Raw genomic sequence first — 21,537 nt, 5'->3', positions numbered from 1 at the left:
TCGCCGTTCCCCGGAACGGCGGCGGCCTGGTAGTGTCGTGCGGGTTTGCTGCCGAGTGCAGCGCGCCCCCTGTCGCAGCGGGACGGCCGCACGACCACTGCCGGTAACATACGTACACAAAACCCCCGCAAGTCCTCCTGTCCTCGTGCCGCCCCGTGCGGCCGCCCGGATGCGGATGCTTGCACCTAAGTCCTGAGGAGGACCCACAGTGGCTAAGGCCAAGTTCGAGCGGACCAAGCCGCACGTCAACATCGGAACCATCGGTCACGTCGACCACGGAAAGACCACGCTCACCGCGGCGATCTCGAAGGTTCTGGCGGACAAGTTCCCGTCCGCGACCAACGTCCAGCGTGACTTCGCGTCGATCGACTCCGCTCCCGAGGAGCGCCAGCGCGGCATCACGATCAACATCTCGCACGTCGAGTACGAGACGCCGAAGCGCCACTACGCGCACGTCGACGCCCCGGGTCACGCCGACTACATCAAGAACATGATCACCGGCGCGGCCCAGATGGACGGCGCGATCCTCGTGGTCGCCGCCACCGACGGCCCGATGGCTCAGACCCGTGAGCACGTCCTCCTCGCCAAGCAGGTCGGCGTCCCCTACCTCCTCGTCGCGCTGAACAAGGCCGACATGGTGGACGACGAGGAGATCCTGGAGCTCGTCGAGCTCGAGGTCCGCGAGCTCCTCTCGTCGCAGGGCTTCCCCGGCGACGACGCCCCCGTCGTGCGCGTCTCCGGCCTCAAGGCCCTCGAGGGCGACGACACCTGGACCCAGTCGATCCTCGACCTGATGGACGCGGTCGACGAGTCCATCCCGGACCCGGTGCGCGACAAGGACAAGCCGTTCCTCATGCCGATCGAGGACGTCTTCACGATCACCGGTCGTGGAACCGTCGTCACCGGCCGTGCGGAGCGTGGAACCCTCGCTCTGAACTCCGAGGTCGAGATCGTCGGCATCCGCCCGACGCAGAAGACCACGGTCACCGGAATCGAGATGTTCCACAAGCAGCTCGACGAGGCCTGGGCCGGCGAGAACTGCGGTCTGCTCCTCCGCGGCACCAAGCGCGAGGACGTCGAGCGCGGCCAGGTCGTCGTCAAGCCGGGTTCGGTCACGCCGCACACGGACTTCGAGGGCACCGCGTACATCCTGTCCAAGGATGAGGGTGGGCGTCACAACCCGTTCTACGCGAACTACCGTCCGCAGTTCTACTTCCGCACCACCGACGTCACCGGCGTCATCACGCTGCCCGAGGGCACCGAGATGGTCATGCCCGGCGACACCACCGACATGACGGTCGCGCTGATCCAGCCGATCGCCATGGAGGAGGGCCTCGGCTTCGCCATCCGTGAGGGTGGACGCACCGTGGGTGCCGGTACGGTCACCAAGATCATCAAGTAGGTCCGTCCTACCGATCTCTCGAGAGGGGTCGTCCGCTTCGGCGGGCGGCCCCTCTCGTCGTTCCCGGGGACGCCCGGCTAGCGTGGCGGCATGCCCTTCGTGAAGAGCGACCCCCGTGCCCTCCCGCAGTTCTTCGAGTGGGAGGCGGCCGGCCTGGACTGGCTGCGCGAGGCGGACGGCGGTGCGCGCTGTGTCGGGGTGGAGAGGGTGTCGCCCGGGCGCATCGAGCTGGAGGAGATCCGCTCCGCGCGACCCTCCGCCGAGTCGGCTCGGGCCTTCGGCGCCGCGCTCGCCCGGACGCACGACGCCGGAGCCGCGGCGTTCGGAGCGCCGCCCCCGGGATGGACCGGCCCCGCCTACATCGGCCGCCGCGAGATGCCGTGCCGCCCGGACGACTCGTGGGGGCGCTTCTACGCGGAGCAGCGGGTGCGGCCGTTCCTCGGCCCCGCCGTGGAGGCGGGCAACCTCACGGCAGCCGAGTCGCGGCTCGTCGAGCAGGCTCTGGGCCGGGTGGCGGCCGGAGCCTTCGACGACGGTGCGGGGCCCGCCCGGATCCACGGGGACCTCTGGACCGGCAACGTGCTCTGGACGGCGGACGGCGCCGTCCTGATCGACCCCGCCGCTCACGGGGGACACCGCGAGACCGATCTGGCGATGCTGGCCCTCTTCGGCGCTCCGCACCTCGACGCCGTCCTCCAGGGCTACCGCGACCAGCATCCGCTGGGGGCCGGCTACGAGGAGCGGGTGCCACTCCACCAGCTGCACCCGCTCGCCGTCCACGCCGCCGGTCACGGTCCCTCCTACGGCCGCGCCCTGGCAGACGCAGCGGAGCAGGTGATCGCACTGGCCGGTTGACCGGCGCGCCCGCACCGTTCCCCCAGCCGGGAGCGCCACACTGAGGCACGCGCCGCCCTGTGCGCGTTTACAAGGAGGCATCATCGTGGATCTCGGGAAGCTCGGACGCCAGGCCGGCGAACTGCTCAACAGCCGGAAGGCCCAGGACGCGCTGCGGAGCGAGAAGGCCGAGCAGGTCTCCGACCAGACCCTCGAGAAGGCGGGCGAGATCGCCAGCCGCCTCACCAACGGCAAGTACGACGACCGCATCGAGGACCTGAAGCGCCAGGCCGACAAGCGGATCGGCAACGAGTAGCGGCTGCCGACCGACTGCTCGTCCCCGCCGTCAAGCGGGTGCGGGCCTCGGATCCGCCGTCCTATCGTCGGATCGATGGCTGACACTCGCGCGCGACGACTCCGTAGGACCGATTCGAGCGGGCGCGGCTACACCCGGGTGCGCGCGGGCTCCGGCTTCAGCTACCGCGACCCGAAGGGCGCGACCGTCGCCGACAAGGAGCTGCGCGCGCGCTTCGACCGTCTCGGCATCCCGCCGGCCTGGACGGACGTCTGGATCGCCCCGTACCCCAACGGGCACATCCAGGCCACCGGTGTCGACTCCGCCGGCCGCCGCCAGTACATCTACCATCCGACCTGGCGCGAGCAGAAGGACCGGATCAAGTTCGACCGGGCGCTGCGGCTCGCGGAGGCCCTGCCGGGGGCGCGCCGGGCCGTGACCATCGCCCTCCGCTCGGACGGACCCAGCCGCGAGCGCGCGCTGGCCACCGCCTTCCGGATGCTCGACACCGGATCGCTCCGCGTCGGCAGCGAGAGGTACGCGAAGGAGCACGGCAGCATCGGCCTCTCGACGCTCCTGTGCGCGCACGCCACGACCCACGGGGACCGGGTCGCCCTCGCCTTCCCCGGGAAGAGCCATCAGGCGTGGACGAGCGAGATCCTCGACCACGACCTCTCGCGCGTCGTCCGTGCTCTCAAGCGTCGTGGGCCGAACGCCCGCCTGCTCGCCTGGAAGGACGGGCGGGAGTGGCGGCCGGTCTCGGCGCCCGAGATCAACGACTACGTGCGCGAGCGCGCCGGCGACGACTTCACGGCGAAGGACTTCCGCACTCTGCACGGCACGGTCGCGGCCGCGCTGAGCCTGGCGAAGTCGGGCCCGCGGGCCACGCAGCGCGCTCGAAACTCCGCGATCGCCCAGGCGATGCGCGACGCCTCGGACGTGCTCGGGAACACGCCGACGGTCGCCCGCGCCAGCTACGTCGACCCGCGGCTGCTGGACCACTTCCGCGCCGGCGAGACCATCGACGCGTCGCGCCCCGCGTCGGCCGAGACCGCCGTCCGGGCGCTGCTCTTCGAGTAGCGGGGGAGGCCCTCCGGCCCGCGCTGCTGATCGGAGCGACCGGCTCCCACGGTCCGTCACGACGTGCTCGCGAAGGAGCCCTCCGGCGCGACACGCCCGGGTTGCAGGGGTGGGGCATCTGTGGGAGACTCTTCTAGTTCAAAATTTCCTCTCGGGCGGCGTGCTGCTCGCAGGGGGACACTGCCAGGCAGTGCCGAGACGGCATCGCGGAGGCTCGACCCGAGAGGGCGGCCACGCGGGTGCGACGTCGAGGCGGCGGGTAGCAGAACGACAACAACCGACATCTCAACGGTCTCTCCGTGCGTCGTGCGTTCTGCACGCCGATCGGAGCGCCCCGAGGGTGCGGTGCTTTTGACAGAAGAACACTGGTTGCACTTTTCCGGGTCACCGGAGTTCCTTCGCGAGCGCGTCCAATGCGAGACGAGTCCGGCTCCGGCCGGGGGAGTCGCGTACGACGCAATAACAAGAGAGTGAGAGATCACACATGGCGGGACAGAAGATCCGCATCCGACTGAAGTCGTACGACCACGAGGTCATCGACACGTCGGCGCGCAAGATCGTCGACACGGTCACCCGTGCCGGTGCAACGGTGGTCGGCCCCGTGCCGCTGCCGACCGAGAAGAACGTGGTCTGCGTGATCCGTTCTCCCCACAAGTACAAGGACAGCCGCGAGCACTTCGAGATGCGCACCCACAAGCGCCTCATCGACATCATCGACCCGACGCCCAAGGCCGTCGACTCGCTCATGCGCCTCGACCTGCCGGCCGACGTCAACATCGAGATCAAGCTCTAAGGAGGAGTGCCACCATGTCTGTCACTGTTTCCCCCACGCTGAAGACCAGCAAGGGCCTCCTCGGCACCAAGCTCGGAATGACCCAGGTCTGGGACGAGAACAACAAGCTCGTGCCGGTCACCGTCATCGAGATCAGCCCCAACGTCGTGACCCAGGTCCGCACGGAGGAGAAGGACGGCTACACCGCCGTCCAGCTCGCCGCCGGTGCGATCGACCCGCGCAAGGTGAACAAGCCCGCCGCCGGTCACTTCGACGCCGCGGGCGTCACCCCCCGCCGCCACCTCACCGAGGTCCGCACCTCCGACGCCGCCGACTACTCGGCCGGCCAGGAGCTGACCGTGGACGCCGTCTTCGAGGCCGGCACCAAGGTCGACGTCGTCGGCACCAGCAAGGGCAAGGGCTTCGCCGGCGTCATGAAGCGTCACAACTTCAAGGGCGTCTCGGCTTCGCACGGTTCGCACCGCAACCACCGCAAGCCCGGCTCCATCGGCGCCTCCTCGACCCCCAGCCGTGTCTTCAAGGGCATGCGCATGGCCGGTCGCATGGGTGGCGAGCGCGTCACCGTGCTCAACCTCAAGGTGCACTCCGTCGACGCCGAGAAGGGCCTGCTGCTCGTCAAGGGCGCCGTCCCCGGTGCCCGCGGTCGCCTCGTGTTCGTTCGCAACGCCGTGAAGGGAGCGTAGTTCCATGGCTACCTCTGTCGACATCATCGACGTCAAGGGCCAGAAGGCGGGCTCGGTCGAGCTCCCCGCCGCACTCTTCGACGTCCAGACCAACATCCCCCTCATCCACCAGGTCGTCGTGGCCCAGCTCGCCGCGGCGCGCCAGGGAACCCACAAGACGAAGAACCGCGGTGAGGTCTCCGGAGCCGGTCGCAAGCCGTTCAAGCAGAAGGGAACCGGTCGCGCTCGTCAGGGCTCGATCCGCGCCCCGCACATGACCGGTGGTGGCGTGGTCCACGGACCGACCCCCCGCAGCTACGCGCAGCGCACCCCCAAGAAGATGATCGCCGCGGCTCTGCTCGGCGCTCTCTCGGACCGCGCCCGCGGTGCCCGCATCCACGTGGTCGAGTCCCTCGCCCTCGGCGACACCCCCCGGACCAAGGACGTCCTCGTCCTGCTCGACGCCCTCTCGGTGTCGCGCAACGTCCTCGTGGTGCTCGAGCGCGACGACTACATCGCCGAGCTCTCGCTCCGCAACGTGCCGTTCGTGCACATCCTGCCGGCCGACCAGCTCAACGCGTACGACGTGCTCGTCTCCGACGACATCGTGTTCTCGAAGGGCGCGCTCGACGCGTTCATCGCGGCCAAGTCGGGCGTCGAGTCCAACAAGGAAGAGGTGAACGCATGAGCCAGTCCGCCGCGTTCAACAAGGACCCCCGCGACGTCATCATCTCCCCGGTGGTCTCGGAGAAGTCCTACGGCCTGATCGACGAGGGCAAGTACACCTTCGTGGTCGACCCGCGTTCGAACAAGACCGAGATCAAGCTCGCCATCGAGAAGATCTTCGGCGTCGAGGTCGCGTCGATCAACACGCTGAACCGCCAGGGCAAGACCCGCCGCACGAAGTTCGGCACCGGCAAGCGCAAGGACACCAAGCGCGCGATCGTCACGCTGAAGTCCGGCTCCATCGACATCTTCACGAGCGTCGGCTGAGCCGAAGAAGCGTAGAGGAAACAGACAATGGCTATTCGTAAGTACAAGCCCACGACCCCCGGTCGCCGCGGCTCCAGCGTTGCCGACTTCGCCGAGATCACCCGCTCGACGCCCGAGAAGTCGCTCCTGCGCCCGCTGTCCAAGACCGGTGGCCGCAACAACTCCGGCCGCATCACGACGCGTCACATCGGTGGTGGCCACAAGCGCCAGTACCGTCTGATCGACTTCCGTCGCAACGACAAGGACGGCGTCAACGCCAAGGTCGCTCACATCGAGTACGACCCCAACCGCACGGCGCGCATCGCGCTGCTCCACTTCGTGGACGGCACCAAGCGCTACATCCTGGCCCCGAACAAGCTCTCGCAGGGCGACGTCGTGGAGTCGGGCGCCGGCGCCGACATCAAGCCCGGCAACAACCTGCCGCTGCGCAACATCCCGACCGGTACGGTCATCCACGCCATCGAGATCAAGCCGGGAGGCGGCGCCAAGCTCGCCCGCTCGGCCGGCACCTCGGTCCGCCTCGTCGCCAAGGACGGCCCCTACGCGCAGCTCCGCCTGCCGTCGGGCGAGATCCGCAACGTCGATGCGCGCTGCCGCGCCACGATCGGCGAGGTCGGCAACGCCGAGCAGTCGAACATCAACTGGGGCAAGGCCGGCCGCATGCGCTGGAAGGGCGTCCGCCCGACCGTCCGCGGTGTCGCGATGAACCCGGTCGACCACCCGCACGGTGGTGGAGAGGGCAAGACCTCCGGTGGACGCCACCCGGTCAGCCCGTGGGGTCAGTCCGAGGGACGCACCCGTCGCCCCAACAAGGAGAGCGACAAGCTCATCGTTCGCCGCCGCACCGCCGGTAAGAAGCGCAAGTAGGAGTTGTAGAAGATGCCTCGCAGTCTCAAGAAGGGCCCCTTCGTTGACGACCACCTGCTCCGCAAGGTGTTCACGGCCAACGAAGCCGGCAACAAGAACGTCATCAAGACCTGGTCGCGCCGTTCGATGATCATCCCGGCGATGCTGGGCCACACCATCGCGGTCCACGACGGTCGCAAGCACATCCCTGTGTTCGTGACCGAGACCATGGTCGGCCACAAGCTCGGCGAGTTCGCCCCCACTCGGACCTTCCGCGGTCACGAGAAGGACGACAAGAAGGGCCGTCGCCGCTGACGCGGCGACGAGAAGGAGGAGAGAAATGGTGGAGTCGATCGCACGCGTGCGACACATCCGCGTCACCCCCCAGAAGGCTCGCCGTGTCGTGAACCTGATCCGCGGGAAGCAGGCTCAGGAGGCACTGGCCATCCTGAAGTTCGCGCCGCAGGGTGCGTCCGAGCCCGTCTACAAGCTCGTCGCCTCGGCGATGGCCAACGCTCGCGTCAAGGCCGATGCCTCGAACGAGTACCTCGACGACCAGGACCTGATCGTGTCCCGCGCCTTCGTCGATGAGGGAACCACCCTCAAGCGATTCCAGCCCCGTGCTCAGGGTCGTGCCTTCCGCATCAACAAGCGCACCAGCCACATCACCGTCGTGCTGGCCACTCCTGAGGAGGGGACCAAGTAATGGGTCAGAAAGTAAACCCCTACGGTTTCCGTCTGGGAATCACCACCGACCACGTGTCGCGCTGGTTCTCCGACAGCACCAAGAAGGGCCAGCGGTACAGCGACTACCTCGCCGAGGACGTCAAGATCCGCCGACTCCTCGCCACGCAGCTCGACCGTGCGGGCGTCGCCCGCATCGAGATCGAGCGCACCCGTGACCGGGTCCGCGTCGACATCCACACCGCCCGCCCGGGCATCGTGATCGGCCGCCGCGGCGCCGAGGCCGAGCGCATCCGTGCCGACCTCGAGAAGCTCACGGGCAAGCAGATCCAGCTGAACATCCTCGAGGTCAAGAACCCCGAGGCCGAGGCTCAGCTGGTCGCCCAGGGCATCGCCGAGCAGCTCTCCGCCCGCGTGGCCTTCCGCCGCGCGATGCGCAAGGGCCTGCAGGGTGCTCAGCGCGCCGGCGCCAAGGGCGTCCGCATCCAGGTCTCCGGCCGCCTCGGCGGCGCCGAGATGAGCCGCTCGGAGTTCTACCGCGAGGGACGCGTGCCGCTGCACACCCTCCGCGCGAACATCGACTACGGCTTCTACGAGGCGAAGACCACCTTCGGCCGCATCGGCGTGAAGGTCTGGATCTACAAGGGCGACATCACCAACAAGGAGCTCGCCCGCGAGCAGGCGAACAGCAAGTCGTCGCGCCCCGAGCGCAGCGACCGTCCGCGCCGTGCACCCCGCCAGCAGAGCGAGGCGCCCGTCGCAGCAGGAGTTGAGGCATAACCATGTTGATTCCGCGTCGAGTCAAGCACCGCAAGCAGCACCACCCGGGCCGGTCCGGCCAGGCCACCGGTGGCACCAAGGTGTCGTTCGGTGAGTTCGGCATCCAGGCCCTCACCCCCGCCTACGTGACCAACCGTCAGATCGAGTCCGCTCGTATCGCGATGACGCGTCACATCAAGCGCGGCGGAAAGGTGTGGATCAACATCTACCCCGACCGTCCGCTCACCAAGAAGCCCGCCGAGACCCGCATGGGTTCCGGTAAGGGCTCGCCGGAGTGGTGGGTCGCGAACGTCAAGCCGGGTCGCGTCCTCTTCGAGGTCGCCGGCGTCGACGAGCAGCTCGCTCGTGAGGCCATGACCCGTGCCATCCACAAGCTGCCCCTCAAGGCACGCATCATCAAGCGCGAGGAGGGAGACGCGTAATGGCGATCGGATCCAAGGAGCTCGCCCCCGCCGAGCTCGACACCTACGAGGACGAGCGTCTCGTCACCGAGCTGAAGAAGGCCAAGGAGGAGCTGTTCAACCTCCGCTTCCAGTCGGCCACCGGTCAGCTGGACACCAACGGCCGCCTGCGTGCCGTCAAGCGCGACATCGCCCGCATCTACACGGTCATCCGTGAGCGCGAGCTGGGCATCCGCGCCACCCCCGCACCCGTCGAGGCCCCGGCCAAGGCGGAGAAGAAGCCCAAGACCAAGAAGGCCGCCAAGGCCGAGGTCGAGGCGACCGAGTCGAACGAGGAGGCCAAGTAATGGCAACCGTCAATGACAGCGCCGGCCACGAGTCGGCCGCCCACGACGTGAAGGAGGCGGGCGCTCGCGGATACCGCAAGACCCGTCGCGGCTACGTCACCAGCGACAAGATGGACAAGACCATCGTCGTCGAGGTCGAGGACCGGGTGAAGCACCCGCTGTACGGCAAGGTCATCCGCCGTACGTCCAAGGTCAAGGTCCACGACGAGCTGAACTCCGCCGGCATCGGCGACTCCGTCGTCATCAGCGAGACCCGTCCCCTCAGCGCCACCAAGCGCTGGCGCCTGGTCGAGATCCTCGAGAAGGCCAAGTAGGCCGCGGCCTACTTGAGTTAGCAGGAGAGACACATGCTTCAGCAAGAATCCCGAGTCAAGGTCGCCGACAACACCGGCGCCAAGATGCTCCTCACCATCCGCGTCCTCGGAGGCTCCGGCCGCCGCTACGCGGGCCTCGGTGACATCATCGTCGCCACCGTCAAGGACGCGATCCCCGGTGGCAACGTGAAGAAGGGCGACGTGGTCAAGGCCGTCATCGTCCGCACCATCAAGCAGACCCGTCGCGCCGACGGCTCGTACATCAAGTTCGACGAGAACGCCGCCGTCATCCTCAAGAACGACGGGGACCCCCGTGGCACCCGCATCTTCGGACCGGTCGGTCGCGAGCTCCGCGACAAGAAGTTCATGAAGATCGTCTCGCTGGCACCGGAGGTTATCTAGTCATGGCCAAGATCAAGAAGGGTGACCTCGTCCAGGTCATCTCGGGCGCTACCCAGGCCCGCGGTGGAGACCGCGGCAAGCAGGGCAAGGTCCTCGAGGTGCTGGTCGAGCGCAACCGCGTCGTCGTCGAGGGCGTGAACTTCGTCAAGAAGCACGTCCGCGTCGGCCAGACGCAGCGCGGCTCGAAGGAGGGCGGCATCGAGACCGTCGAGGCCTCGATCCACATCTCCAACGTCGCGCTCGTCGACCCGAAGACCAAGAAGCCGACCCGGGTCGGCCACCGCAACGTGGCCGTCACCAAGGACGGCGTGACCAAGACCGTTCGCGTGCGCTACGCGAAGGCGTCGGGTGAGGAACTGTAATGACTGACACCACCGCAGTGGCTGCGAAGGTTCAGCCGCGGCTCAAGGCCAAGTACCAGGCCGACATCATCCCCGCTCTCAAGGAGCAGTTCGGCTTCGGCAACGTCCACCAGGTCCCCGGCCTGATCAAGGTCGTCGTCAACACCGGTGTCGGTGAGGCCGCCCGCGACGGCAAGATCATCGACGGCGCGGTCAAGGACCTCACCGCCATCACCGGTCAGAAGCCGCAGGTCACCAAGGCCCGCAAGTCCATCGCGCAGTTCAAGCTGCGCGAGGGTCAGGCCATCGGCGCTCACGTCACCCTCCGGGGCGACCGCGCCTGGGAGTTCCTGGACCGCCTGCTCTCGGTGGCGCTGCCCCGCATCCGCGACTTCCGGGGGCTGTCGGACCGCCAGTTCGACGGCAACGGCAACTACACCTTCGGCATCACGGAGCAGTCGATCTTCCACGAGATCGACCAGGACCGCATCGACCGCGTCCGCGGCTTCGACGTGACCGTCGTGACCACCGCCAAGACCGACGACGAGGGTCGCGCGCTGCTCAAGCAGCTCGGCTTCCCGTTCAAGTCGTCGGACAACGCGTAAGCAGCAAGCCTCGAGGCCGGGGGACGGTGAGAACCGCCCTCCGGCCTCGTCGTGCGTCCGCCGCCGGACCGGTCCGTCCGGAGCCGGCGGCGGGCGCCTCGCGGGATCCCGGATCCCGTGCACGATCGGCCCTCGACCGCAGGACCTCGGCCATGTAGCATGGCTCCTTGGCGTGCGTTCGCGCGGCCGCATGGGCGTCGACGTCGTCGGCGCCGTCCCACACCACAGGTCGTCACTCTTGTAAAGGGTGCCGAAACCAGGCGAGAAAGGCACCATCAGCCATGACCATGACTGATCCGGTCGCAGATCTGCTGACCAGAATCCGTAACGCGAACTCCGCGCATCACGACTCCATCACCCTCCCGGGCTCGAAGCTCAAGGCGAACATCGCCGAGATCCTCAAGACCGAGGGCTACATCGCCGACTGGAAGGTCGAGGAGGCGCGCGTCGGCACGACGCTCTCCATCTCCCTCAAGTACGGCCCGAACCGCGAGCGCTCGATCGCCGGCATCAAGCGGGTCTCGAAGCCCGGACTCCGCGTGTACGCGAAGTCGGCCGAGATCCCCACCGTGCTCGGCGGCCTCGGCGTCGCCATCCTGTCCACCTCGAGCGGTCTCCTGACCGACCGCCAGGCCGAGAAGAAGGGCGTGGGTGGGGAAGTCCTCGCCTACGTGTGGTAACCCCTCATGTCGCGTATTGGAAGACTCCCCATCGAGATCCCGGCGGGCGTCGACGTCTCCGTCGCCGGATCCGCTGTGACCGTCAAGGGCCCCAAGGGCGAGCTGACCGTCTCGGTCGCCAGCCCCATCCAGGTGTCCGTCGAGAACGGCCAGGTGCTGGTCTCGCGTCCCGATGACGAGCGCGAGTCGCGCTCGCTCCACGGCCTCACCCGCACGCTCATCGCGAACGACATCATCGGTGTCACGCAGGGCTACTCCAAGGGCCTCGAGGTCGTCGGAACCGGTTACCGCGTGCTGGCGAAGGGTTCGGACATCGAGTTCGCGCTCGGCTTCTCGCACCCGGTCGTCGTCACCCCGCCCGCGGGCATCTCGTTCACGGTCGAGGGCAACAACAAGCTCACCGTGCACGGCATCTCGAAGCAGGCCGTCGGTGAGGTGGCCGCCAACATTCGTAAGATCCGCAAGCCCGAGCCCTACAAGGGCAAGGGCGTGCGCTACGCCGGCGAGGTCGTTCGCCGCAAGGCCGGAAAGAGCGGTAAGTGATCATGGGACTCGGAACCAGAGGAAAGAGCAAGTCCGCTGCGCGCGGTCGTCGTCACGACCGTCTGCGCAAGAAGGTCGTCGGATCCGCCGAGCGCCCCCGCCTCGTCGTCAACCGCTCGGCCCGCCACGTCTTCGTGCAGGTCGTCGACGACGCTCAGGGCCGCACCCTCGCGTCGGCGTCGACCCTCGAGGCCGACCTGCGCGTGTTCGACGGCGACAAGACCGCCAAGGCCCGCAAGGTCGGCGAGCTCGTCGCCGAGCGCGCCAAGAACGCCGGTGTCGAGGCGGTCGTCTTCGACCGCGGAGGCAACAAGTACGCCGGTCGCGTCGCCGCGATCGCCGATGGAGCACGAGAGGCAGGGCTCAACCTGTGAGCGCCGCAGAGAACAAGGAACCCGAGGTCGCCGCTGTGTCGGAGGCCCCCGTCGAGACCGCTGCGTCCACGCAGCCGCAGCAGGAGGCTCGTGAGCCCCGCCGCGGCGGCCGCGACCGCAACCAGGGTGGCCGCGACCGCGGTGGCCGTGACGCCGAGAAGAGCCAGTTCCTCGAGCGCGTCGTGACCATCAACCGCGTGTCGAAGGTCGTCAAGGGCGGCCGTCGCTTCAGCTTCACCGCGCTCGTGGTCGTCGGAGACGGCAACGGACTGGTGGGCGTCGGCTACGGCAAGGCCCGCGAGGTCCCGACCGCCATCTCCAAGGGCGTCGAGGAGGCGAAGAAGAACTTCTTCCGCGTCCCCCGCGTCGCCTCGACCATCCCGCACCCCGTCCAGGGTGAGGCCGCCGCCGGTGTGGTGCTCCTGCGCCCCGCCGCCGCGGGTACCGGTGTCATCGCCGGCGGTCCCGTCCGCGCCGTCCTCGAGTGCGCCGGCATCCACGACGTCCTGAGCAAGTCGCTCGGCTCGTCGAACACCATCAACATCGTCCACGCGACCGTCGAGGCTCTGAAGCAGCTCGAGGAGCCGCGCGCCGTCGCCGCTCGTCGTGGTCTCGACTTCGACCAGGTCGCGCCGGCACGTCTCGTCCGTGCCGAGGCCGACGCCCTCGCCGCCGCGTCCAACGCGAAGGCAGGTGCCTGATGGCCCAGCTCAAGGTGACCCAGATCAAGTCGAAGGTCAGCGAGAAGCAGTACCAGCGCGAGACGCTGCGCTCGCTCGGCCTCAGGAAGATCGGTCAGAGCGTCGTCCGCGAGGACAACGCCCAGAACCGCGGATACGTGAAGACCGTCGCCCACCTGGTGAAGGTCGAGGAGATTGACTAATGGCTGAGACGAAGAAGGCCGCCGCCGCGGAGTCCACGACTCCCGCGCAGGCGACCACCACGAAGGGCGCGGCGGCGCCGGCGACCAAGGAGCACGTGCTCAAGGTCCACCACCTCCGCCCCGCTGCCGGAGCCAAGAAGGCCAAGACCCGCGTGGGTCGCGGTGAGGGCTCCAAGGGAAAGACCGCCGGTCGCGGCACCAAGGGCACCAAGGCCCGCTACCAGGTGCGCGTCGGCTTCGAGGGTGGGCAGATGCCGCTGCACATGCGCACCCCGAAGCTCCGCGGCTTCAAGAACCCGTTCCGGGTCGAGTACCAGGTCGTGAACCTGTCCGCTCTCGCGGAGCTCTACCCCCAGGGCGGCGACGTCACCATCGGCGACCTGGTCGCCAAGGGTGCTGTCCGCAAGAACGAGAAGGTCAAAGTCCTCGGGGACGGCGACATTGCGGTTAAGCTGAACGTCGCGGTCGACAAGGTCTCCAGCTCTGCCGAGCAGAAGATCGTCGCTGCGGGCGGATCCATCAAGTAGCACCAGCAGCTTGTCGGTCGAGCTTGCCACGCCGACTCCCTCCGGGAGTGCGTGGCAAGCTCGACCTGTATCCCGCACCACAGAATTGAGCAGGAGACCTTAGGTAGTGTTTGGCGCCGTTGCGCGGATCTTCCGCACCCCCGACCTCCGCCGCAAGATCGGCTTCACCCTCGCGATCGTGGCGATCTTCCGGCTGGGATCCTTCATCCCTGCTCCGTTCGTCGACTTCAGCGCCGTGCAGGCCTGTCTCGCCGGCAACCAGGGCACCTCGGGTCTCTACGAGCTCGTGAACCTCTTCAGCGGTGGAGCACTGCTCCAGCTGTCGATCTTCGCGCTCGGGATCATGCCGTACATCACGGCGTCGATCATCGTGCAGCTGCTGCGCGTGGTCATCCCTCACTTCGAGACGCTGTACAAGGAGGGGCAGTCCGGTCAGGGCAAGCTCACCCAGTACACGCGGTACCTCACCATCGCGCTCGGCGTCCTCCAGTCGACGACGCTGATCACCGTCGCCCGCTCGGGCGCCCTCTTCGGCAACTCCGGCGTCCCGGAGTGCTCGGCGCTCATCATCACCGACGAGTGGTACTCCATCCTCCTCATGGTCATCACCATGACCGCGGGCACCGGGATCATCATGTGGATGGGCGAGCTCATCACCGAGCGCGGCATCGGCAACGGCATGTCGCTGCTGATCTTCACCTCGATCGCCGCCCAGTTCCCCACCTCCCTGTGGTCGATCGCGCAGTCGCGCGGCTTCGAGACCTTCCTCCTCGTCCTCGGCGTGGGCCTCGTGCTCGTGGTCGCCGTGGTCTTCGTGGAGCAGTCGCAGCGGCGGATCCCCGTGCAGTACGCCAAGCGGATGGTCGGCCGCCGCACCTACGGCGGCAACAACACCTACATCCCGATCAAGGTCAACATGGCCGGCGTCGTGCCCGTCATCTTCGCCTCGTCGCTGCTGTACCTGCCCGCGCTCATCGCGCAGTTCAACCAGCCCGCCGCGGGCCAGGAGGCCCCGGTCTGGGTCACCTGGATCACGAACTACCTCACCAAGGGCGATCACCCGCTCTACATGGCGCTGTACTTCCTCCTGATCGTGGGCTTCACCTACTTCTACGTCGCGATCACCTTCAACCCGGACGAGGTCGCCGACAACATGAAGCGCTACGGCGGCTTCATCCCCGGCATCCGCGCCGGCCGCCCGACCGCCGAGTACCTCAACTACGTGCTCACCCGGGTGACGCTGCCCGGATCGGTCTACCTCGGCCTCATCGCGCTCGTGCCCCTCGTGGCCCTCGCGCTGGTCGGTGCGAACCAGAACTTCCCCTTCGGCGGCACGTCAATCCTGATCATCGTCGGAGTCGGCCTGGAGACGGTGAAGCAGATCGACTCCCAGCTGCAGCAGCGCCACTACGAAGGACTCCTCCGATGACGTCGCACCCGATCGGCTTCCGTCTCCTGCTGATCGGCCCTCCCGGCGCAGGCAAGGGGACCCAGGCCGCTCGGCTGAGCGACATCCTCCGGGTGCCCGCCATCTCGACCGGGGACATCTTCCGCGCGAACGTCGCCAACGAGACCGAGCTCGGTCTCCAGGCGAAGGCCTACCTCGACAACGGGCGCTACGTGCCGGACGAGCTGACCAACGCGATCGTGCACGACCGCCTCCAGGAGGCGGACGCGTCGACCGGGTTCCTGCTCGACGGCTACCCGCGCACCACGGAGCAGGTCGACGAGCTCGACCGCATCCTCGCCGCGGACGACAACCGGCTCGACGCGGTCGTCCAGCTGACGGCCGATCCCGACGAGGTCGTCGGCCGCCTGCTCAAGCGCTCGCTCGAGCAGGGGCGCAGCGACGACACCGAGGACGTCATCCGGCGCCGACTCGCGCTCTACGAGGAGCAGACCGCTCCGCTCATCGACGTCTACGCGGCCCGCGGGCTCGTGGTCGTGGTCGACGGCCTCGGGCCGGTCGACGAGGTGACCGAGCGGATCGTCGTCGCCCTCGAGGGCCACCGCGTGGGCCGCCTCGACACCCCGGCCGCCTGAGCCGTGGCGTTCCGCTCCTCGCTCTACAAGACGCCCGCGCAGCTGCGGTCGATGCTCGCTCCGGGCCTCGCCACGGCCGCCTCGCTCGACGCGGTCCGCGCGGCGGTCCGCCCGGGCGTCACCACGCTCGAGCTCGACGCGATCGCCGAGGCGGCGATCGTCGCGCTCGGCGGCCACTCGAACTTCCAGCTCGTCCCGGGCTACCGGCACACGATCTGCGCCTCGGTCAACGACGAGGTGGTCCACGGCATCCCCGGCGGGCGCGTGCTCGAGCCGGGCGACCTGGTCTCCATCGACAGCGGCGCCGAGATCGACGGCTGGAACGGCGACTCCGCGATGACGGTGGTCCTGCCCGATCCCTCCCGCCCGGAGGAGGTCGCGGCACGCGCCGAGCTCTCGCGGGTGACCGAGGGATCCCTGTGGCGGGGGATCGCCGCCCTCGCCTCCGCCCGCCATCTCAACGAGGTCGGCGCGGCGATCGAGGAGTACATCGAGGACGAGGCCGAGCGCTCGGGCCGCGTCTACGGCATCCTCACCGACTACATCGGCCACGGCATCGGGCGCACCATGCACGAGGCTCCGCCGGTCTTCAACTACCGGGTGCGCCAGCGCGGCCCCGAGGTGAAGCCGGGACTCGTCGTCGCGATCGAGCCGATGGTCACCGCGGGCAGCGCCGAGACCTTCGTCCGCGAGGACGAGTGGACGGTCGCGACCGAGGACAGCAGCATGGCCGCCCACTGGGAGCACTCCGTCGCCGTGCACCACGACGGCATCTGGGTCACCACGCTCGCCGACGGCGGCGCGGCCGGCCTCGCCCCCTACGGGATCGTGCCGACGCCCTTCGCCTAGAGGCCCCAACGCGGAGCTCCTCCGATCCGATGCGGAGGAGGCTCCTCGTGGCCTCTCGCGCCCGGCGGGGGTCCGTCGGGCGCCCACGAAGCGCGGGAGCGGGAGGACGACAGCGCCGTCCGGCTCCACCCGGAGTGCGGGTGTCGGCTAGCTGTCGATCACCCGCACCAGCTCCTCGATGAAGCCGCCGAAGTCCGTGGAGCGCCGGATGAGGCGCTGCACCTCCGCCCGGTCGGCGAACACCTCGACGAACTGGTCGAACACCGACTGGAAGGTGCTGCGGCCGGCCGAGGCGAACGCGATCATCGCGATCACGTTCACCCGCTGCTCGCCCCACTCCATCGCGGTGTCGTTCACGACGATCGCGATGGAGGTGCGGCGGGCGCTCATCGCCATCGCGTGCGGGACCGCGAGGTTGTCGGTGAACGCCGTGGAGCTCATCCGCTCGCGCTCGATGGCGCCGTCGACGTAGTCCTCGTCGATGATGCCGCCGGCGATCATCCGCTCGCCCAGCATCCGGATCATCGCCGCCTCGTCGCGCGCGTGCACGTTGCGGAAGAACAGCTCCTCGTCGAAAAACTGCAGCAGCTCGTCCTTGATCTGCGCGCGGCGGCGGTGCCGGCGGACGCGGGCGATGGCCCGGCGCACCGTCTCGACGTCGTGGTCGGTGAGGAACGGCTGCACCACCACGACGTCGTCGGACGCGGGGTGCTCGTCGATCGTGGTGATCACGAGGTCGGCGGTGAGCCGGTCCCAGTCGACGTCGCTCCGCGTGATCAGCGAGCGCACCTCCACCTCGGTGCCGAGGGAGCGCTCGACGCGCAGGCGCAGCATGTGAGCGAGGTCGTAGTAGTTGGGGCAGACGATCACGCAGGACAGACGCTCCTCCCGCCGGGACACCCGCTCGAGAAAGGAGCCGACGTGGAGGGCGATGTAGGCGATCTCGTCCTCGTTGACCACGATGCCTCGCCGGCGCTGCAGCCCGCTCGCCAGGAACACCGCGATCTCGTAGGTCATCGGGTAGCTGGTCTTGATCGAGCGGGTGAGCGGGTTGCGGGAGTAGCCGCCCTCGGCGGCCCGGGCGATCAGGTTGCGCACGTGCAGGGCGAGGCGGACGATGAAGCCCTCGTCGTCGAGGTCGACCAGGTACTCGCGGTTGACGTCGGCGACGAGCTCGCGGACGACGGCGAGGTCCTCCGGGTCGAGGTAGTTCTCGACCACGGCGGCGACCGGCTCGTTCTGCCCGGGCGTCGCCACCCGCGTCGTCATCAGGATCGCGAGCTGGGCGAGCTCGGCGTCGGTCAGGCGCGTCGCGAAGTGCCGCTCCACCAGCTCCGCCAGCAGGGCCGCGAGCTCGCCGTGGATCGCGGGGGAGGGGCGGGAGCCGGAGGGGTCCCCGATGCCCCGGGCGACGCGGTCGACGGCGATCGCGATGTGGAGGAGGACGCTGTTCACGCCGTAGTCGTTGATGTAGTAGCCGCGGGTCTCGAGCTCGGCCAGCAGCTCGGTCTTGAAGGCGCCGAGGCCGGGGGAGGCGAACTCGCGCTGGACGTCGTCGAGCGTGAAGACGCCCTGCGCGCTCTCGTCGCGGAACATCCGCGAGATCAGGCGGCGGCGGGCCTCCTCGCTGCCCTCGAGGCGCACCGACGGGCCGCGCCGGACCAGCCCGAGGCCGGCCTCGTCGGCGAGGGCCTTCACCCGGCGCAGATCGGCGTCGACGGTCGACTCGCTCACCGACAGCGCGTCGGCGAGGGCGAAGACGTCCAGGCCCTCGTCGGAGTCGACCAGGCGGCGGACGATGCTGTACAGCCGGTCGCGCGGTGTGTCGGGCTCGACGTCGCGGCTGCGCTGCGCCTCCAGGTACGCCGCGTACGCCTCGCGCGCGAGCCGATAGCCGTTCGCGGAGGACTCGACCGGCTCCAGCGGGGCGGCCTGCGCCTTCACCGCGGTGACGTAGCTCCGGACGCTGCGTGTGGTGACTCCGAGCCTGTCGGCGAGCTCGTGCGCCGTCACCCAGCCGTCGGCGCGGGAGAGGTACTCCAGCAGTCGTTCGCGGTTGTCAGGCATCAGGCTCCAGGCGTGCGGTCGGGGCGGGCGCCGGGAGCGCCACGACCCTGCCGCGGGCCCGCAGGACGCGGGCGGCGAGTCGTACGTCCCGTCAGTCAATCACCCCGGCGACGCGCCCGGGAGCCCCCGCGCCGGGGGTGGAAGGGGCCGTCTTCCGCCCCCGCGGAAGATTGTCTGCTGGAGGGTGCCGCCCCTCCGAGGGGATGCTTGGATGAATCACGACCCGGACGCGAGGAGGCGAACGAGGTGCGGAAGATCCTGATCGTCTGCGGTGCAGGCGCGTCGAGCACGTTCCTGGCCCATCGGCTGCGAGCGGGCGCGAAGGAGCGCGGCATGGATGCCGTGTTCCGCTCCGAGACCCTCACCGGTCTCGACCACTCCCTCCCCGAGGCCGACGTCCTCCTCGTGGGGCCGCACCTCGAGTCGCAGTTCGACGGACTCCGCCACCGTGCGGAGCTCGTGGGAGCCGCGGCCGCCCTCCTCCCGCCCGATGTCTTCGGAGCGCACGGTGCCGATGCCGTGCTCGAGACCCTGCCCGTCCTCTTCGCCGCTCGCGCGGTCGTCGCAGGCGCGGACGGGGACTCCTCCACCCGCCCGGTCCGTCCGGGCGAGCCCGACTCCGGGCACCACTGATGCAGTCGCGACTGCAGGATCAAGGAGAAACGTTCATGGTCGAGCGCACCGTGCAGGTTGCATCGTCGAAGGGCCTCCACGCCCGCCCCGCCTCGCTCTTCAGCCAGGCCGCGGCGAAGTCGGGTCAGAAGGTCCTCGTCGCCAAGGGCGACGCGACCCCGGTCAACGCCGCGTCGATCCTCGGGATCATCTCGCTCGGCATCGAGCACGGCGACGAGCTCACCGTCAGCGTCGAGGGCGACAACGAGCAGGCCGTGCTCGAGGAGCTCGCGACCTTCCTCACCACCGACCACGACGCGTGACGCGGAGCGTCACGCAAGGCGGCCAGCCCCGGCGCCCACGGCGCCGATAGACGCGGCAGCCCCTGGAGCTTGGCGGAGGCGTAGGCGGTCTGAGGAGTGGACAGCGTCATGGGTGCTCGTTCCTGTCGTGCGGAGTGCGGGCGGGAGAAGAGGATGCGGGCTGGCCCTCGGGCCGGTCCTGCGCATGCCGGAGCCGCTGCCCGAGCCCGAGGACACCGCCAGCACCCGCAGCGTCGCCCAGGAGGAGGAGCGCGCCGTCTCGTCGCTGTCCGCCACCGCCGCGACGATCCGCCACCGAGGCGAGCGGGCCGGCGGCTCGGCGAAGGACGTCCTCGACGCCCAGGCCCTGATGGCCGAGGACCCGTCCCTCGCGGACGACGTCAAGGCGCGGATCGCTGGGGGCAAGACCGCGGAGCGCGCCGTGCACGAGGCCTTCGCCGGCTTCCGCGACCTGCTCGTGGCGATGGGCGGCTACATGGCCGAGCGCGCGACCGACCTCGACGACGTCTCGCAGCGCGTCGTGGCGCACCTCCGCGGCGTCGCCGCTCCCGGCGTCCCCGAGTCGGACGAGCCGTTCGTGCTCGTCGCCCGCGACCTCGCTCCGGCCGACACGGCGCTGCTCGACCTCGAGAAGGTCCTCGGCCTGATCACCAGCGACGGAGGACCGACCTCGCACACGGCGATCCTCGCCCGGGAGAAGTCGATCACCGCCATCGTCGGCACCACCGGCGCCCTCGACCTGCGGGACGGCCAGCTCGTCATCCTCGACGCCACCTCCGGCGTCGTGACGGTGAACCCCTCGGACGCCGAGATCGGCGCCGCGAAGTCCTCGATCGCCGAGCGCGCCGAGATGCTCGCCGCACCGGTCGTCCCCGGCGCGCTGGCCGACGGCCACGCCGTGCCGCTGCTCGCGAACCTCGGCTCGGCCGACGGCGCTGCGAACGCGGTCGAGCTCGGCGCCGAGGGAGTGGGGCTGTTCCGCACCGAGTTCCTCTTCCTCGACGCGAAGGAGGCGCCCTCGGTCGCCGAGCAGGCGGAGCAGTACACGCGCCTGCTCGCCGCGTTCCCCGGCCGCAAGGTCGTCGTCCGCGCGCTCGACGCCGGCGCCGACAAGCCGCTGAGCTTCCTCAACGACGACCACGAGGAGAACCCCGCCCTCGGTCTCCGCGGACTGCGTGCGCTCCGCGCCAGCGAGCAGATCCTCCGCGACCAGCTCACCGCCCTCGCCCAGGCCGATGCCGCGACCGACGCCGACCTCTGGGTCATGGCGCCGATGGTCGCGACCGTGGACGAGACCCGCTACTTCACCTCGATGGCGCGGGAGCTCGGCATCCGCACCGCCGGAGTGATGGTGGAGGTCCCCTCCTCCGCCCTGCTCGCCGACCGCATCCTCGGAGTCGCGGACTTCGCCTCGATCGGCACCAACGACCTGACCCAGTACACGCTCGCCGCCGACCGCATGCTCGGCACGGTCTCGGCGTTCCAGGACCCGTGGCACCCGGCCGTGCTCCGCCTCGTCGGCGAGGTCGGCCGCGCGGGAGCGGCGCTGGGCAAGCCCGTCGGGATCTGCGGAGAAGCCGCCGCCGACCCGCTGCTCGCCGTGGTCCTCGTCGGCCTCGGCGCCACCACCCTCTCGATGTCGCCGTCGGCTCTCGCCGACGTCCGCGCCGAGCTTGCCGAGCACACCCTCGACGACGCCAAGCGGTACGCGGAGCTCGCTCTCGCCGCCGACAGCGCCGTCGACGCCCGCTCCGCGGTCACCGAGGCGATCGCCGCCTCCTGATCCCGGATCACCAGCCCCACCCCCTGCACCACCCCGCCACTCGGGAGCCGGGACGCCTCAGGAGCGTCCCGGCT

General features: G+C 69.3%; 31 protein-coding genes. 30 read left to right on the top strand and 1 reads right to left on the bottom strand.

Features of this window, described 5'->3' with window-relative positions:
- Nucleotides 1-208: 208 nt before the first annotated feature.
- The 27 genes from tuf to map all read left to right on the top strand — a co-directional run bounded on the left by tuf (nucleotide 209) and on the right by map (nucleotide 16,678).
- Nucleotides 209-1,402, top strand: a complete 1,194-nt coding sequence (gene tuf, locus C5C55_RS10985; protein ID WP_104224570.1) for an elongation factor Tu — start codon at nucleotides 209-211, stop codon at nucleotides 1,400-1,402.
- Nucleotides 1,403-1,492: 90 nt separating this feature from the next.
- Nucleotides 1,493-2,257 carry a fructosamine kinase family protein gene (locus C5C55_RS10980; protein ID WP_104233921.1) on the top strand — a complete coding sequence of 255 codons (765 nt, stop codon included), beginning with the start codon at nucleotides 1,493-1,495 and terminating at the stop codon, nucleotides 2,255-2,257.
- An 85-nt stretch (nucleotides 2,258-2,342) separates the two neighbouring features.
- On the top strand, nucleotides 2,343-2,552 hold the full coding sequence (locus tag C5C55_RS10975) for an antitoxin (protein ID WP_159939075.1): 210 nt from the start codon (nucleotides 2,343-2,345) through the stop codon (nucleotides 2,550-2,552).
- A 75-nt stretch (nucleotides 2,553-2,627) separates the two neighbouring features.
- Nucleotides 2,628-3,611: a DNA topoisomerase IB gene (locus C5C55_RS10970; protein ID WP_104233920.1), complete on the top strand. Its 984-nt coding sequence runs from the start codon at nucleotides 2,628-2,630 to the stop codon at nucleotides 3,609-3,611.
- 484 nt (nucleotides 3,612-4,095) lie between these two features.
- Nucleotides 4,096-4,404: a 30S ribosomal protein S10 gene (gene rpsJ / locus C5C55_RS10965; protein ID WP_005050520.1), complete on the top strand. Its 309-nt coding sequence runs from the start codon at nucleotides 4,096-4,098 to the stop codon at nucleotides 4,402-4,404.
- 14 nt (nucleotides 4,405-4,418) lie between these two features.
- A complete protein-coding gene (gene rplC, locus C5C55_RS10960) occupies nucleotides 4,419-5,087 on the top strand; it encodes a 50S ribosomal protein L3 (RefSeq protein ID WP_104224566.1) in 669 nt (222 codons plus the stop codon).
- A gap of 4 nt (nucleotides 5,088-5,091) precedes the next feature.
- Nucleotides 5,092-5,754 carry a 50S ribosomal protein L4 gene (rplD, locus tag C5C55_RS10955; protein WP_104224565.1) on the top strand — a complete coding sequence of 221 codons (663 nt, stop codon included), beginning with the start codon at nucleotides 5,092-5,094 and terminating at the stop codon, nucleotides 5,752-5,754.
- On the top strand, nucleotides 5,751-6,059 hold the full coding sequence (gene rplW / locus C5C55_RS10950) for a 50S ribosomal protein L23 (protein WP_068209445.1): 309 nt from the start codon (nucleotides 5,751-5,753) through the stop codon (nucleotides 6,057-6,059). The genes rplD and rplW overlap by 4 nt, the downstream gene beginning before the upstream one ends.
- Nucleotides 6,060-6,086: 27 nt before the next feature.
- The gene (rplB, locus tag C5C55_RS10945; protein WP_068251462.1) at nucleotides 6,087-6,926 is read left to right on the top strand and encodes a 50S ribosomal protein L2; all 840 of its coding nucleotides are present in this window, start codon (nucleotides 6,087-6,089) and stop codon (nucleotides 6,924-6,926) included.
- A 12-nt stretch (nucleotides 6,927-6,938) separates the two neighbouring features.
- Nucleotides 6,939-7,220: a 30S ribosomal protein S19 gene (gene rpsS, locus C5C55_RS10940; RefSeq protein WP_055787078.1), complete on the top strand. Its 282-nt coding sequence runs from the start codon at nucleotides 6,939-6,941 to the stop codon at nucleotides 7,218-7,220.
- A gap of 25 nt (nucleotides 7,221-7,245) precedes the next feature.
- On the top strand, nucleotides 7,246-7,611 hold the full coding sequence (gene rplV / locus C5C55_RS10935; protein ID WP_077221988.1) for a 50S ribosomal protein L22: 366 nt from the start codon (nucleotides 7,246-7,248) through the stop codon (nucleotides 7,609-7,611).
- The gene (gene rpsC, locus C5C55_RS10930; RefSeq protein WP_068209439.1) at nucleotides 7,611-8,369 is read left to right on the top strand and encodes a 30S ribosomal protein S3; all 759 of its coding nucleotides are present in this window, start codon (nucleotides 7,611-7,613) and stop codon (nucleotides 8,367-8,369) included. The genes rplV and rpsC overlap by 1 nt, the downstream gene beginning before the upstream one ends.
- 2 nt (nucleotides 8,370-8,371) lie before the next feature.
- The gene (rplP, locus tag C5C55_RS10925; protein WP_068209436.1) at nucleotides 8,372-8,791 is read left to right on the top strand and encodes a 50S ribosomal protein L16; all 420 of its coding nucleotides are present in this window, start codon (nucleotides 8,372-8,374) and stop codon (nucleotides 8,789-8,791) included.
- Nucleotides 8,791-9,117 (top strand): 50S ribosomal protein L29, encoded by a 327-nt coding sequence (gene rpmC, locus C5C55_RS10920; protein WP_104224564.1) that lies wholly within the window; start codon nucleotides 8,791-8,793, stop codon nucleotides 9,115-9,117. The genes rplP and rpmC overlap by 1 nt, the downstream gene beginning before the upstream one ends.
- Nucleotides 9,117-9,431 (top strand): 30S ribosomal protein S17, encoded by a 315-nt coding sequence (rpsQ, locus tag C5C55_RS10915; RefSeq protein ID WP_104224563.1) that lies wholly within the window; start codon nucleotides 9,117-9,119, stop codon nucleotides 9,429-9,431. The genes rpmC and rpsQ overlap by 1 nt, the downstream gene beginning before the upstream one ends.
- 33 nt (nucleotides 9,432-9,464) lie before the next feature.
- Nucleotides 9,465-9,833, top strand: coding sequence for a 50S ribosomal protein L14 (gene rplN, locus C5C55_RS10910; protein ID WP_104224562.1), 369 nt, complete (start codon nucleotides 9,465-9,467; stop codon nucleotides 9,831-9,833).
- A gap of 2 nt (nucleotides 9,834-9,835) precedes the next feature.
- Nucleotides 9,836-10,195 (top strand): 50S ribosomal protein L24, encoded by a 360-nt coding sequence (gene rplX / locus C5C55_RS10905; RefSeq protein ID WP_104224561.1) that lies wholly within the window; start codon nucleotides 9,836-9,838, stop codon nucleotides 10,193-10,195.
- Nucleotides 10,195-10,779, top strand: coding sequence for a 50S ribosomal protein L5 (rplE, locus tag C5C55_RS10900; protein WP_104233919.1), 585 nt, complete (start codon nucleotides 10,195-10,197; stop codon nucleotides 10,777-10,779). Before rplX ends, rplE begins: the two co-directional genes overlap by 1 nt.
- A 281-nt stretch (nucleotides 10,780-11,060) precedes the next feature.
- The gene (rpsH, locus tag C5C55_RS10895; RefSeq protein WP_068209423.1) at nucleotides 11,061-11,459 is read left to right on the top strand and encodes a 30S ribosomal protein S8; all 399 of its coding nucleotides are present in this window, start codon (nucleotides 11,061-11,063) and stop codon (nucleotides 11,457-11,459) included.
- A gap of 6 nt (nucleotides 11,460-11,465) precedes the next feature.
- Nucleotides 11,466-12,002 (top strand): 50S ribosomal protein L6, encoded by a 537-nt coding sequence (gene rplF / locus C5C55_RS10890; RefSeq protein WP_104224560.1) that lies wholly within the window; start codon nucleotides 11,466-11,468, stop codon nucleotides 12,000-12,002.
- Between the two features lie 2 nt (nucleotides 12,003-12,004).
- The gene (gene rplR / locus C5C55_RS10885; RefSeq protein ID WP_056037296.1) at nucleotides 12,005-12,376 is read left to right on the top strand and encodes a 50S ribosomal protein L18; all 372 of its coding nucleotides are present in this window, start codon (nucleotides 12,005-12,007) and stop codon (nucleotides 12,374-12,376) included.
- A complete protein-coding gene (gene rpsE / locus C5C55_RS10880; protein ID WP_104224559.1) occupies nucleotides 12,373-13,077 on the top strand; it encodes a 30S ribosomal protein S5 in 705 nt (234 codons plus the stop codon). The genes rplR and rpsE overlap by 4 nt, the downstream gene beginning before the upstream one ends.
- On the top strand, nucleotides 13,077-13,259 hold the full coding sequence (rpmD, locus tag C5C55_RS10875; RefSeq protein WP_181067839.1) for a 50S ribosomal protein L30: 183 nt from the start codon (nucleotides 13,077-13,079) through the stop codon (nucleotides 13,257-13,259). The genes rpsE and rpmD overlap by 1 nt, the downstream gene beginning before the upstream one ends.
- On the top strand, nucleotides 13,259-13,786 hold the full coding sequence (rplO, locus tag C5C55_RS10870; protein ID WP_104226755.1) for a 50S ribosomal protein L15: 528 nt from the start codon (nucleotides 13,259-13,261) through the stop codon (nucleotides 13,784-13,786). The genes rpmD and rplO overlap by 1 nt, the downstream gene beginning before the upstream one ends.
- A 106-nt stretch (nucleotides 13,787-13,892) precedes the next feature.
- Entirely contained in the window at nucleotides 13,893-15,215 is a 1,323-nt protein-coding gene (gene secY, locus C5C55_RS10865; RefSeq protein ID WP_104224557.1) for a preprotein translocase subunit SecY, read from the top strand.
- Nucleotides 15,212-15,829 (top strand): adenylate kinase, encoded by a 618-nt coding sequence (locus C5C55_RS10860; RefSeq protein ID WP_181028829.1) that lies wholly within the window; start codon nucleotides 15,212-15,214, stop codon nucleotides 15,827-15,829. The genes secY and C5C55_RS10860 overlap by 4 nt, the downstream gene beginning before the upstream one ends.
- 3 nt (nucleotides 15,830-15,832) lie before the next feature.
- Nucleotides 15,833-16,678 (top strand): type I methionyl aminopeptidase, encoded by an 846-nt coding sequence (map, locus tag C5C55_RS10855; protein WP_104226753.1) that lies wholly within the window; start codon nucleotides 15,833-15,835, stop codon nucleotides 16,676-16,678.
- A gap of 147 nt (nucleotides 16,679-16,825) precedes the next feature.
- On the opposite strand, the gene C5C55_RS10850 is transcribed toward map, so the two are convergent.
- Nucleotides 16,826-18,745 (bottom strand): BglG family transcription antiterminator, encoded by a 1,920-nt coding sequence (locus C5C55_RS10850; RefSeq protein ID WP_104233918.1) that lies wholly within the window; start codon nucleotides 18,743-18,745, stop codon nucleotides 16,826-16,828.
- 207 nt (nucleotides 18,746-18,952) lie between these two features.
- Here C5C55_RS10850 and C5C55_RS10845 point away from each other — a divergent pair, with 207 nt between their 5' ends.
- From C5C55_RS10845 to ptsP, 3 genes are all read left to right on the top strand, one after another.
- Nucleotides 18,953-19,378, top strand: a complete 426-nt coding sequence (locus C5C55_RS10845; RefSeq protein WP_181065531.1) for a PTS sugar transporter subunit IIB — start codon at nucleotides 18,953-18,955, stop codon at nucleotides 19,376-19,378.
- A gap of 35 nt (nucleotides 19,379-19,413) precedes the next feature.
- Nucleotides 19,414-19,680: an HPr family phosphocarrier protein gene (locus C5C55_RS10840; protein ID WP_104224553.1), complete on the top strand. Its 267-nt coding sequence runs from the start codon at nucleotides 19,414-19,416 to the stop codon at nucleotides 19,678-19,680.
- 184 nt (nucleotides 19,681-19,864) lie between these two features.
- The gene (gene ptsP / locus C5C55_RS10835) at nucleotides 19,865-21,463 is read left to right on the top strand and encodes a phosphoenolpyruvate--protein phosphotransferase (RefSeq protein ID WP_104233916.1); all 1,599 of its coding nucleotides are present in this window, start codon (nucleotides 19,865-19,867) and stop codon (nucleotides 21,461-21,463) included.
- Nucleotides 21,464-21,537: the final 74 nt, after the last annotated feature.

The sequence above is a fragment of the Rathayibacter sp. AY1C2 genome (genome assembly GCF_002931195.1).
In the GTDB taxonomy this organism is placed as follows: Bacteria; Actinomycetota; Actinomycetes; order Actinomycetales; family Microbacteriaceae; genus Rathayibacter.
This window is presented reverse-complemented; position numbering and strand designations above follow the sequence as displayed.